Source organism: Paenibacillus rigui, from assembly GCF_002234615.1.
Lineage (GTDB): Bacteria > Bacillota > Bacilli > Paenibacillales > NBRC-103111 > Paenibacillus_S > Paenibacillus_S rigui.
Genome location: NZ_NMQW01000046.1, coordinates 21,170 through 33,545 on the forward strand (window position 1 = coordinate 21,170; position 12,376 = coordinate 33,545).

The following is a 12,376-nucleotide window of genomic DNA, read 5'->3' on the forward strand; positions in this document are numbered from 1 at the left end:
ACTGCTTTCTATCCTTGAAAGCGGTTTTTTTATGTTAGTCTATAAGTGTGGCAACAACAATAAAAAGATAACGAAAGAAGGGGAATTCATGCGCAGAAAAACCAAGGCAGGCATACAGATAGCACTTGCAGCAATGTTGGTTGTTATCACAGCATGCTCCAATACGGCCAAGGAGGAAGCGAAACCGGCTGCGCCGAAGCAAGAGGCCGGTAATGCGGCAAGCGCTGATCCGTTCGGCAAATATGACAAGCCGCTGACGGTGAATATTGGCAAAGAGGTCGATCCTACCGATAAAACGCTGCCTACCGGAGATACACCGGAAAGCAATCAATATACGAAATACGTTAAAGAGAATCTGAATATCGATTCCAAAATGACTTGGCAGGCGGCCAAGGGCAAGGATTACGACCAAAAGGTGAACCTGTCGATCGCAAGCAATGATTTGCCGGACACGATGATCGTGAACGATACCCAGCTCAGACAAATGGTTAAGGCCGGACAGATTGCGGATTTGACGGAGGTTTACAACAAATTTGCCTCGCCGACGATGAAGAGCATCATCGATACGACCAAGGGACAGGCGATGAAAGCCGTCACCTTTAACGGCAAAATGATGGCGATCCCGAACGTTACCGCCGAAGCGGATATGGTGCATATGATGTGGATCCGCAAGGACTGGCTGGATAAGCTGGGCCTCGAGGTTCCCAAAACGCTCGACGACTTGGAGAAAGTCGCCAAGGCTTTCGTCGAGAAGGATCCGGATGGCAACGGCAAAGCGGATACGATCGGGATCACCGGGCCTCAGCTGGGCGGGCTGATCAATGCGAATTTCATAACGCCGAACAATAATAACTACGGCTTCGATCCGATCTTTTCCGCATTTCACTCCTATCCCGGCTTCTGGGTGAAGGGCGCAGACGGCAAAGCGATCTACGGCTCCATTCAACCGGAAACGAAGCAGGCGCTGGCTAAGCTGAGCGAGCTGTATGCGAAAGGGCTCATCGATAAAGAGATGGGCGTCCGCAAGGATGCTTCCGAGCTAATCAAAAGCGGTAAATCGGGGATCTGGTTCGGTATGTGGTGGGGCGGCTACGGTCCTCTCGGAGATGCAATCAAGAACGATCCGAAGGCGAACTGGCAGGCGTATGCCGTGCCGTTGGATGCGAAGGGTGAGTTCACGCCGCATATGGGGACGCCTTCCAATCGATTTGTTGTCGTGAGAAAAGGCTATGAGCATCCGGAAGCGGTCTTCAAAATATTGAACCTGCTCTTAAGAGACGAATCCAAGCTCGACGTCAAAGTATCGCTGGATAATTATCCGCTTCGCCTGGTCTACGCGCCGATGGACGAAATGGACGTCACCTATAAGATGCTGAAGGAAGTGCTGGCAGGGACGAAAAAGCCGGAGGAGCTGGATCTGCCGGGATATAAGCTGTTGAAGGCGGACGCGCAAAACGTGAAAAAAGTGAAGCTGGAGCCTTATGACAAGGTGGATGTCCAGTACTGGAATCCAACCGCCGATATGGGGGTATGGAAAAGAATGTACTCCACCTTCGTAGGTATGGCACCGCTGCAGCAGCCGTTCAAGAAGACATACAGCCTCACATATTCTCAAACGAAAACGATGGAGGGCAAATGGGCAACCCTCGATAAAATGGAGAAGGAAACGTTCCTGAAAATCATCATGGGCGCTGCGCCTATCGATACGTTTGACCAGTTCGTACAGGATTGGAAGAAGCAGGGCGGAGACCAGATTACGGCGGAAGTTGAAGAAGGCTCGAAATAAAAAGAAGCTCACGGGGCGTCGGGCGCAAGTCTGGCGCCTTCTGAGCTAATTCAGGAGACAGGGAGTGAGTGAAGCGTGAAAACGACAGGATTTATTAAACATTATTATATCATGCTTCTGCCGGGGATGATCTGGTTAACCTTGTTCAGTATCGTGCCCATGTTCGGCTTCGTCATAGCCTTCCAGGATTACAATCCCGGCACGGGCATGCTTCATTCCGAATGGGTCGGACTGGACAATTTCAAATATATGTTTACGCTGAACGACAGTAAAACAATTTTTTTCAATACGATCTTTATCGCCGTCATGAAAATTGTTGCGAACCTGATCGTGCCGCTCGTATTTGCTTTAATGCTGAATGAGCTGAGAATGATGGTGCTCAAAAGATGGATTCAAACGATTGTGTATTTGCCTCATTTCTTATCCTGGGTTATTTTGGCAGGTATTTTGTTGGATGTCTTTTCGTTTAAAGGGCCTGTTAATCAAAGCTTATCGGTGTTTGGAATCGATCCGATATTGTTTTTTGCAAGAGCGGATTTGTTTCCCTTCATTATTGTTGGGAGCGACGTTTGGAAGGAATTCGGCTTCAACACGATTATTTTTCTGGCGGCTCTGACGGGAATTAACCCTTCCTTGTATGAAGCGGCCGCAATGGATGGGGCTACACGGCTGCAGCGGTTGCGGAACGTGACGCTTCCGGGCATCTCCGCTACCGTCGTGCTGCTTGCTGTACTCAGCTTGGGCAACGTATTGAACGCGGGCTTCGATCAAATCTTCAACCTGTACAATCCCCTCGTCTACTCCAGCGGAGACATTATTGATACGTGGGTATATCGGACGGGGCTAGTGGATTTACAGTATGGCTTGGCTACGGCTACCGGCCTGCTGAAATCGGTCATCAGCTTCATCCTGATTACAACCTCTTATTTTCTAGCCTCTAAATTTGCTAATTATCGTATTTTTTAATATAAAGGTCGGCTTTTATGGTCTGAAGAAAGGAGCATGAACATGGTCAGGGAAACAACATTAGGCTCCAAAGCATTCGATGTGCTGTTGGTTGTGCTGCTCGTCGGCATCTCGCTCTTATGCGTGCTCCCGATTTGGTATACGCTTGCGGTGTCGCTCAGCGAAAATTCGGCGGCTTCCGCGGGGCTGGTCCGATTGTGGCCGGTCGGGTTTAATTTCAATTCGTATCAGGAAATTATGGGGGACAGCAAGTTTTTCAACTCGTTCGGCATTTCGGTCAAACGGGTCATACTGGGAGCCAGCCTTAACTTTGTGGTGACCGTGCTGATGGCTTATCCGCTGTCCAAGAACACGAAAAGCTTTCCGGCACGGAATATTTTCATGTGGATTCTCGTGTTCACGATGCTGTTCAACGGAGGGTTGATCCCGTGGTATCAGACAGTCAAATCACTGGGCTTGATCAACAGCATCTGGGCGCTTGTGCTGGGACACAGCGTACCGGTATTCAACGTAATTCTGGTCGTTAACTTTTTCCGCAACCTGCCGAAGGAGCTGGAGGAGGCGGCTCTGGTGGATGGAGCGGGCCCATGGTACATGCTGGTCAAGGTGTTCATTCCGCTGGCGGTTCCTGTACTGGCGACGGTGACCCTGTTCAGTATCGTCTACCACTGGAACGAGTTTTTCAACGGGCTTGTGCTCATGTCCAAGGCGGAAAATTATCCGCTGCAAACGTACATTCAGCAGCTGGTCGTCATCATTGATGCGAATACAATGGACAGCGAACAGATCAAGAAGATGAGTGAGCTGTCGAACCAGACGTTGAATGCCGCCAAAATTTTTATTGCGATGATTCCGGTCTTGATCGTATATCCGTTTTTGCAGCGGTTTTTTATTCACGGTATAACGCTTGGCTCGGTAAAAGAATAGAACAGGGGAGGCTTTCCGTTTATGAAGTTTACAGATGGCTATTGGATGGTCAGAGAAGGGGTTCAGCTTCAAAATCCACAGGACGTCAGAGATATCGAGATCGAATCGGGTAAGGTCACGGTCTATGCGGCGACCCGCAAAATTACGCGCAAGGGCGATACGTTGAACGGGGCTTTGCTTAAGGCGCAGTTCAGCTCGCCGCTTCCGGATGTGATCCGGGTGCAATGGGTCCATCATGAGGGGAAGGCAAGCCAGGGTCCGGCCTTTGAGCTGAACGAGCAGACTCACGGACAGCTCAGCATAGAGGACAACGAGCAGACTGTGACTTTGCAGAGCGGCAAAACCTGCGTAGTCATTCATAAGCAGGAAGGCTGGAAAACGGAGTTCTTCTACGACGGGCGGAGGCTCACCGGAACGAACAGCAAAGGTCCGGCGTATATCCGGGATGCGGATAAAAAGCCGTTTGTCCGCGAGCAGCTGGACCTGGGTGTGGGCGAGTATGTCTATGGGCTGGGAGAGCGGTTCACTCCTTTTGTGAAAAACGGCCAGTCGGTAGATATTTGGAATGAAGACGGAGGCACCTCCAGCGAGCAAGCGTACAAGAATGTTCCTTTTTATATGTCGAACCGCGGGTACGGCGTATTCGTCAATCACCCTGAGAAGGTATCGTATGAAATTGCGTCGGAGGTCGTCTCCAAGGTGCAGTTCAGCGTTCCGGGGGAGGCGCTGGATTATTTCATCGTCGGCGGCACAACACCCAAAGAGGTGCTGGCCAATTATACGGCATTAACCGGCAAGCCTGCGCTGCCGCCGGCCTGGTCGTTCGGGCTGTGGCTGACCACTTCGTTCACAACCGATTATGATGAAGCGACGGTCAATCATTTCATCGACGGGATGAAGGAGCGGGATATCCCTCTGCACGTGTTTCACTTTGACTGCTTCTGGATGAAGGAGTATGAGTGGTGCAATTTTGAATGGGACAGCAAAGTATTCCCCGATCCTGAAGGGATGCTTCGGAGGCTTAAGGACAAAGGCTTGCGGATCTGCGTATGGATCAATCCGTACATCGCCCAGAAATCGTACCTGTTCAAGGAAGGTGCCCAGGACGGGTACTTGGTAAAGGATAAGGAAGGAAGCGTATGGCAGTGGGACCTGTGGCAGGCCGGCATGGGTTTGGTTGATTTCACGAATCCGGCTGCGGTGACCTGGTTCAAAGGGAAGCTGAAGCGATTGATCGACATGGGCGTCGATAGCTTCAAGACGGATTTCGGCGAGCGGATCCCTACCGATGTCGTCTATTATGACGGCTCCGATTCTATTAAAATGCACAATTATTATACGCAATTATATAATAAAGCGGTGTTTGAGGTGCTGGAGGAGACATGCGGCCAGGGAGAGGCGATGCTGTTCGCCCGCTCGGCTACAGCCGGAGGGCAGCAGTTCCCTGTTCATTGGGGCGGCGACTGCTCCTCGACATACGAATCCATGGCCGAAACGCTTCGTGGCGGCCTTTCGCTCGGTTTGTCCGGCTTCGGCTTCTGGAGCCACGACATCAGCGGCTTCGAGCGGACGGCTACGCCTGACGTATACAAGCGCTGGGTTGCGTTCGGCTTGCTGTCCTCCCACAGCCGCCTGCACGGTAATTCGTCTTACAGGGTACCGTGGCTGTTCGACGAGGAAGCGGTGGACGTGCTGCGGTTTTACACGAAGCTCAAGTGCCGTCTGATGCCTTATTTGTTTAACACAGCTCATGAGGCTTCAGTACAGGGGCTGCCGATGATGAGGGCGATGGTGCTTGAATTCAACGAGGATCCGGCTTGCGATTCGCTGGACCGCCAGTATATGCTTGGGGATTCGCTGCTTGTCGCTCCGATCTTCCGCGAGGATGGCGAGGTCACGTATTACATACCGGCAGGACGCTGGACCCATTTCTTGACCGGCGAGACGCTGGAGGGAGGACGCTGGGTGCGGGAGCAGCATCATTATTTCAGCCTGCCCCTGCTTGTGAAGCCCGGCAGCCTGATCGCTGTCGGCAAGGACGAGACGCGGCCGGATTACGATTATGCCGATGGAGCCGTGCTGCAGCTGTTCGAGCTGCAGGACGGAGCTGCGGCTTCCACAGCCGTATACAGTCCATCGCTAGAGCTCGAGCTTGAAGTGACGGCCGTGCGCAGCGGCTCCTCCATCGAAGTGGCGGCAGGCGGCAGCGGCAAGCCATGGCAGCTGCAGCTGCGGGGCATCCACGAGCTGGAGTCGGTCCAAGGAGCGGCATGGCATGCTGATCCTGCGGGCATCATGGTTAGCCCCGCTCCGGGAACAGAGCGGTTTGTGGTGCAGCTGAAGGCTTAAGGCTGGGCGGCAGGCTGCTGTGAGTGAGCCCGGCAGACCCGGCAGAAAAGGCAACAGATGATAGCAACGTGTTCAGCAACGCTTCTAAATTCACAGTACCAAGTGGATTTAGAGGCGTTTTTTTCGTCTGCATGGAACGGGCGGGCTGCTTGAGTGCGGTCAGCTGCCAGAACCATCCCCCTCCTCCCCTCCACGATCCGCAGCGGTCTTCACATCAAGGCAAAGCGGAAGTCCAGCCCTTTTCAATTCGTTACTGCTCCACACGGGTCATCAGCCAATTTTCCAAGCATCATGGTATTCGTCCATTTGCGGGCATCGGCAAACGCATATCATAGCAGCAGGCATTTGAACAGCAAGCCGAAATTTCGCACGGAAAGGGGAATTACCATGAAAGGCGTCATATTGGCTGGTGGGACGGGGACGAGATTACGCCCTTTGACGGACATCGTCAATAAGCATTTGCTGCCGGTGGGAAAGTATCCCATGATCCATTATGCTATCGCAAAAATGGCCGAGGCCGGGGTGAAAGAACTGCTGCTTGTTCTAGGGAAGCAATCGGCGGGATTATATATTGATTACATCGGTAATGGACGGCAATGGGGACTCGAGGTCACCTATAAAATTCAAGAAGAAGCCGGGGGGATTGCCCAGGCTTTGGCGTTAGCGGAATCCTTCGTCTATCCTGACGAAAGGCTCGTTGTGCTGCTTGGGGACAATTTATTTGAAAATTCATTGAAGGAAGCCGTGTCACGGTTCGGGAAGCAGTCCGGAGGAGCGCATGTCTTCCTGAAAAAGGTAGCGGACCCTCAGCGCTATGGGGTACCTGTTCTTCAAGGGAGTCACATTACGAAAATTGTGGAAAAGCCGGAGCAGCCCCCTTCCCAATATGCCGTTACCGGCATTTATTTATATGATACTGCGGTGTTTGATTATATCCGCAAGCAGAACCCGTCCAACCGGGGAGAGCTGGAAATTACCGACGTCAACAATGCGTATGCGGAGCAGGGGAAGCTGACATGGACCTTACTCGACGGCTGGTGGACGGATGCCGGAACGCACAGCTCCTTATTCGAAGCCGGTACCCGGCTGCAGGAGCGTGAGGAGCTATGAATACGGCAAGGAGAACCTTGCTCGTCACCGGAGGCGCCGGTTTTATCGGAAGCAACTTCGTCTTGTATTGGCTGAGCCGTTATCCGCAGGACCGCGTGATTAATCTGGATGGGCTGACGTATGCCGGGAATCCGGAGAACCTAGCGGAGGTCGAGCACCTCCCGAATTACAGGTTTGTTCATGGCAATATCACGGACACCGAGACGGTTCGCCGTATTTTTACAGAAGAGGCTGTTTCCCATGTCGTTCATTTTGCGGCGGAATCGCATGTGGACCGGAGTATTTTGCAGCCGGATGCATTTGTAAGAACGAATGTGCTGGGGACGCAGTGCTTGCTGGAGGAGGCACGCAGGCAGGGGAATCTAACCAAGTTTGTTCATGTATCGACGGATGAAGTATACGGGACCTTAGGAGAGGCCGGGCTATTCACCGAAGCGACGCAGCTCTCGCCGAACAGTCCTTACTCTGCCAGTAAAGCAGGCTCGGACCTGATCGCGCGGGCTTATTATGAAACGTACGGGCTGCCTGTGGTCATCACGCGCTGCTCGAACAATTACGGACCATATCAATATCCTGAAAAGCTGATTCCGACGATTATTACGCGGGCGCTGCAAGACCAGCCTGTTCCCGTATACGGTGACGGGCTGCATGTGCGTGATTGGCTGTATGTAGAGGATCATTGCTCAGCGATCGATTGTGTCCTCAATAACGGCAATCCGGGGCAGGTCTACAACGTTGGGGGCGGGAATGAGAGGACGAATCTCGATATCGTCAAGCAGCTGTTGGCGGAGCTCGGCAAGCCGGAATCCTCCATCCGTTATGTGACGGATCGTCCGGGGCACGACCGCAGGTATGCGATCGATGCTTCCAAGCTGCGGCGTGAGCTGGGATGGCAGCCTCAATGTATGCTGGACCAAGGGCTGAAGCGTACGCTGGATTGGTATGCCGCCCATACAAAGTGGTGGCTGAAACGGGCTGCCGTTCCGGCAGAAGGGCGAAATGGGGGCGAGCGCCCGTGAACATTGTCATTACCGGAGCAGGCGGGCAGCTCGGGCACGATCTGATCCGTGTACTTGGTTCATCAGGGGAGCACAGGGTGTCAGCCATGTCCCGCCAGGAGCTGGACGTGACCGACGAGAACGCCGTATTCAAGGCGATAGCCGCCATCCGGCCGGAGGTCATCATTCATGCCGCCGCTTATACGCAGGTGGACCTGGCCGAAAGCCATATGGAGGAAGCGTATATGGTCAATTCCTTCGGTACCCGGAATGTGGCGCTGGCAGCAGCGCAAACAGGAGCGAAGCTCGTTTATATCAGTACGGATTATGTGTTTGACGGGACGAAGCGAATCCCCTATACCGAGTCGGATCGGACGAATCCGATCAGTATTTACGGAAATTCCAAGCTGCACGGCGAGAAATTCGTTCAAATCACCTGCGAACGTTACTATATTGTCCGTACCTCTTGGCTGTACGGGAAGCACGGGACTAATTTTGTGACCAAAGTGCTGTCCTGGGCCGAGCAAAAAGAGGAGCTGAAGATGATTCATGATCAGTTTGGCTCCCCTACGTACACGTATGATTTGGCACGGTTCATCCATCAATTAATTGCGACGGAGCATTACGGAATTTACCATGCGGCGAACCGGGGAGCTTGCTCGCGTCTGGAATTTGCCCGGGAAATTTTGCGTCTTGCCGGGAAGTCCCACATCAAGCTGCAGCCTGTCAGCTCCGATCAATTCCCGACACCGGCACGCAGGCCGGAATATTCGGTTTTTGATGCCAAGGCGATTCGCGAGAACGGATTGGAGCCGCTCCCGCCTTGGCAGGAGGCGCTGCGCATGTTTCTGGAGGAGGATTTACCCGGAAATCAACAAGGGGAGGGAAGCGGCAATGGGCAAAATTAACGGAGTTCAGCAAAAAAGCTTGATCAAGCATTGCGATGATCGAGGGTATTTTATGGAGCTGCTGAGGGAGGATGACGCGATCTTCGGCCGCTTCGGCCAGGCATCGCTGTCGATGTCCTTTCCCGGTGTCATCAAGGCATTTCATTATCACAAGCTGCAGGATGACATCTGGTATTTCCCGAGTGGGCATGCACAGGTCGTGCTCCATGACATGCGGGAGGATTCCGGTACGTTCGGCCAAACCGATGTATATTACATGAACGCGGGGAATCCGTACCTGCTGTTTATTCCACGTGGTGTCGCCCACGGGTACAGGGTGCTTGGGAACGAACCGGCCACCATCGTCTATTTTACGAATATGGCGTATGATCCGGCGCAGCCTGATGAGTACCGGATTGCATACAACGATCCTTCCATTGGCTTCGACTGGACGACAAAGTTTAAATAATTTCGTGACGCTATAAATACAAGGCATAAGATGGCTGCGCGCTAACGATGAGGAGGGGAGCCGATGCGGCAAACGAGAATGGCCGGACAACGCATGGGGGAAGCCGCAGGCGGAACGCTGGGCTGGGCACACGGATACCATCTGGGCCGCTGCGAGGCGATACGCCTCAGGTATAAGCCGGCCGCTCCTCCATGCGCCCCGGTAAAGATATTGTATATTCCGCAAGGGTTTCATGCTATCGATCACGGGATTGTACAGGCGCTTCAGCGACTGGTGAAGGAGCTGATCGTCGGAACGCCCCGGCAGATGCTGGAGCTGGCGAAGCAGACGAGACCTGATATCGTGCTGGTTATGAACGGGCTGCATGTATTTCCAGCCGACCACCTTCAACAGATCGACCGTATACGCCAGCTGGGTATCCGGACGGTGATCTGGTTTGCGGACGATCCTTACTTTACGGACGATACAGCGGTGATCGCACCGCATTATGATGTGGTCATAACCCATGAGCAAAGCTGCGTTTCATTGTACAGGGGGCTTGGGTGCAGGGAGGTAGGCTACCTGCCGCTCGCAGTGGACACGGAGCTGTTTCGTCCCCGGCAAGTGGAGCCGATGTACCGGTCCGACATCTGCTTTATCGGAATGGGCTTCTGGAATCGGATTGCCGTCTTCGATCGCTTGGCGCGATATTTGGCAGGTAAGAGAGTGGTTTTGGCCGGTGGCCTATGGGATCGACTGGCGCATTACAAGCTGCTGCGTCCCCACATTCGCGAAGGCTGGGTCCCTATTGAGGAAAGCGTCAAATACTATAGCGGAGCCAAAATCGTCATCAACCTGCATCGCGGTTTCTCCAACGAAATCGATAATCGCAACAGCCGGGCCATACCGGCCCAGTCTACAAATCCGAGAACTTATGAAATTATGGCCTGCGGGGCGATGCAGTTATCCGATATGAGGGCCGATTTGCCTGCTTTATATAAGCCTCATAACGAAGTGGCGGTGTACCAATCGCCTCAGGAGCTCATGGCAAAGCTGGATTATTACTTAACGCACGAAGAGGAGCGCAGGGAAATCGCTTATAACGGCCTCAGGCGCACGCTTGCGCAGCACACATTCTTATCGCGGATCGGCGAGCTGCTGGAGCTGCTTGGAATAGCAAAGGCATCGGGCGTAAACCAATGACATGAAGAAGGAGGGTCCTGGCATGGCTAGAAAAGCTTCGCGCGCTCAAGCGCCTGCGATACAATCGACAGCGGCCTGGCGGAAAGGCTGGGACCGGGGCTATCAGCTCGGGAATGGCTACGGCTACCACTTTGGCCGCTGCGAGGCGGTCATCCGGCAGATGAATCCTGCGCCTCTTGGCTGGTGGAATATTCGCGTGCTCTATATTACCTCAGGAAAAGGCTTCCCGTATTCACCGCTCGATCAATCCATTATTGAGGCGTTAAAGGGATTGGTACGCGAGCTTGTTATCCTGACGCCGATGCAGGATTTCACAAGCGCAGCACGTAAGCTGCGTCCTGATTACGTTCTCGTGCTGGACGGACTGAATGTATCCGTGGAGGAGATCGACAAGGTGCGGGCGGAGGGGATCCGTACGGCGATTTGGCTTACAGATGACCCGTATTATACGGATATCACTGTCAACATGGTCACCCACTACAACTATGTATTTACACTGGAGCTGGAATGTGTGGCTTTTTATCAGCGGGCTGGCGTCGGTCAGACCCACTATTTGCCATTCGGGGCCAATGCTTCCGTGTTTCGTCCCAAAATGATTCCTATTCAATATCGCAAGGAAATCAGCTTTATCGGATCGGGATATTGGAACCGGATCGCTGTTTTCGATCGCATTGCGCCGTATTTGGCAGCGAGGAATACGTATATATCCGGCATTTGGTGGGACCGCCTCCGCCAGTATAAGCTGTTATCCTCCCGGATTCAGTTAAACAAATGGATGGGCGCCGAAGAAACGTCAAGCTTTTACAATGGCAGCAGGATTGTGATTAATATGCATCGTGCCCATGATGATAAAAATTTCAACAATAACAGTCAGGGGATTCAGGCGGTATCTCCCAATCCGCGTACATTTGAAATTGCAGGGTGCGGCACCCTCCAGCTGACGGATGTGCGAAGTGACCTTTTACGCTTTTACACGCCGGATGTGGAGATCGTGACCTATGCCTCGGCAGAGGAACTGGTGCACAAGCTGGATTATTATTTGCATCATGAGGAAGAACGCAGAGCGATCGCGTTGAACGCACTAAGGCGCACCTTCGGGGAGCATACCTATGCCCACAGGCTTTCCCAAATGCTGAGACTGGTGTTTGGCTAAGCCAACTTACACGAGAGGAGGCATTCGCATGAAACGACCTGGAGTAAAAAGGATGGCAAAGCGGCCCGCTGTATCCAGCAAACCCGCTTTGAAGGGGAAGACGGCCCAACGTCGTAAACCGAGCCGTAAACCGGCAGCCAAGCCTGTCCGTAAACAACGGACTTCTACGGTCCGACGTATTGCTAGAACCGTCCGGCACAAGGGAAGACTGGTACCCAGCTATAGAAGTGCGTACAACACCGCATTCGATCGGGCCTATAACGAAGGCTTTGCCGCCGGCTTTAACAGAGGGATGGAAGAGGGACTTAGCCTTCCGGGATAACCGGGGTCGCCCGCCCCCAAGAAGGCTTCGGCAAGCTGCCTGACAAGACCGGACGGGTTCAGGCCATGCAGCTGGCAGCGGTGAACGCAGCTGCCGAGCATTCGGAACATCACAAACGGCTATTTGCCGTTCGCTGCCGAGGGAAGGGGTTTCTCTCGGTTCTTTGGCATGCCGTTCTTGCCAAGAGGAATGCTCTTGGTGATGGTGCAGCCCCGTAGCATGTACAA

General features: G+C 53.2%; 11 protein-coding genes. All 11 read left to right on the top strand.

All coding sequences use genetic code 11. From position 1 onward, the window contains the following. Positions 1-88 precede the first annotated feature (88 nt). Positions 89-1,786, top strand: coding sequence for an extracellular solute-binding protein (locus CF651_RS25455; RefSeq protein ID WP_094017687.1), 1,698 nt, complete (start codon positions 89-91; stop codon positions 1,784-1,786). Positions 1,787-1,861: 75 nt separating this feature from the next. Next, complete coding sequence (locus CF651_RS25460) at positions 1,862-2,752, top strand: ABC transporter permease (protein ID WP_094017688.1); 891 nt, start codon at positions 1,862-1,864, stop codon at positions 2,750-2,752. A 42-nt stretch (positions 2,753-2,794) separates the two neighbouring features. Beyond that, the gene (locus CF651_RS25465) at positions 2,795-3,679 is read left to right on the top strand and encodes a carbohydrate ABC transporter permease (protein ID WP_094017689.1); all 885 of its coding nucleotides are present in this window, start codon (positions 2,795-2,797) and stop codon (positions 3,677-3,679) included. Between the two features lie 21 nt (positions 3,680-3,700). Further along, positions 3,701-6,028 carry an alpha-xylosidase gene (gene yicI / locus CF651_RS25470; RefSeq protein WP_094017690.1) on the top strand — a complete coding sequence of 776 codons (2,328 nt, stop codon included), beginning with the start codon at positions 3,701-3,703 and terminating at the stop codon, positions 6,026-6,028. A gap of 387 nt (positions 6,029-6,415) precedes the next feature. Next, positions 6,416-7,138 carry a sugar phosphate nucleotidyltransferase gene (locus CF651_RS25475; protein WP_094017691.1) on the top strand — a complete coding sequence of 241 codons (723 nt, stop codon included), beginning with the start codon at positions 6,416-6,418 and terminating at the stop codon, positions 7,136-7,138. Continuing rightward, a complete protein-coding gene (gene rfbB, locus CF651_RS25480) occupies positions 7,135-8,157 on the top strand; it encodes a dTDP-glucose 4,6-dehydratase (RefSeq protein WP_094017692.1) in 1,023 nt (340 codons plus the stop codon). Before CF651_RS25475 ends, rfbB begins: the two co-directional genes overlap by 4 nt. After that, positions 8,154-9,044, top strand: coding sequence for a dTDP-4-dehydrorhamnose reductase (rfbD, locus tag CF651_RS25485; protein ID WP_094017693.1), 891 nt, complete (start codon positions 8,154-8,156; stop codon positions 9,042-9,044). Before rfbB ends, rfbD begins: the two co-directional genes overlap by 4 nt. Beyond that, positions 9,031-9,492 (top strand): dTDP-4-dehydrorhamnose 3,5-epimerase family protein, encoded by a 462-nt coding sequence (locus CF651_RS25490; protein WP_094017694.1) that lies wholly within the window; start codon positions 9,031-9,033, stop codon positions 9,490-9,492. Before rfbD ends, CF651_RS25490 begins: the two co-directional genes overlap by 14 nt. A 63-nt stretch (positions 9,493-9,555) precedes the next feature. Next, complete coding sequence (locus tag CF651_RS25495) at positions 9,556-10,674, top strand: CgeB family protein (protein ID WP_094017695.1); 1,119 nt, start codon at positions 9,556-9,558, stop codon at positions 10,672-10,674. A 22-nt stretch (positions 10,675-10,696) separates the two neighbouring features. Next, positions 10,697-11,827 carry a CgeB family protein gene (locus tag CF651_RS25500; RefSeq protein WP_094017696.1) on the top strand — a complete coding sequence of 377 codons (1,131 nt, stop codon included), beginning with the start codon at positions 10,697-10,699 and terminating at the stop codon, positions 11,825-11,827. Positions 11,828-11,855: 28 nt separating this feature from the next. After that, positions 11,856-12,149: a hypothetical protein gene (locus CF651_RS25505; protein ID WP_094017697.1), complete on the top strand. Its 294-nt coding sequence runs from the start codon at positions 11,856-11,858 to the stop codon at positions 12,147-12,149. Positions 12,150-12,376: the final 227 nt, after the last annotated feature.

Coding starts and splice junctions, on each gene's coding strand:
- CF651_RS25455 (WP_094017687.1), top strand. CDS start 89: ATGCGCAGAAAAACCAAGGCAGGCATACAGATAGCACTTGCAGCAATG.
- CF651_RS25500 (WP_094017696.1), top strand. CDS start 10,697: ATGGCTAGAAAAGCTTCGCGCGCTCAAGCGCCTGCGATACAATCGACA.
- rfbB (WP_094017692.1), top strand. CDS start 7,135: ATGAATACGGCAAGGAGAACCTTGCTCGTCACCGGAGGCGCCGGTTTT.
- CF651_RS25495 (WP_094017695.1), top strand. CDS start 9,556: ATGCGGCAAACGAGAATGGCCGGACAACGCATGGGGGAAGCCGCAGGC.
- CF651_RS25490 (WP_094017694.1), top strand. CDS start 9,031: ATGGGCAAAATTAACGGAGTTCAGCAAAAAAGCTTGATCAAGCATTGC.
- CF651_RS25505 (WP_094017697.1), top strand. CDS start 11,856: ATGAAACGACCTGGAGTAAAAAGGATGGCAAAGCGGCCCGCTGTATCC.
- yicI (WP_094017690.1), top strand. CDS start 3,701: ATGAAGTTTACAGATGGCTATTGGATGGTCAGAGAAGGGGTTCAGCTT.
- CF651_RS25475 (WP_094017691.1), top strand. CDS start 6,416: ATGAAAGGCGTCATATTGGCTGGTGGGACGGGGACGAGATTACGCCCT.
- CF651_RS25465 (WP_094017689.1), top strand. CDS start 2,795: ATGGTCAGGGAAACAACATTAGGCTCCAAAGCATTCGATGTGCTGTTG.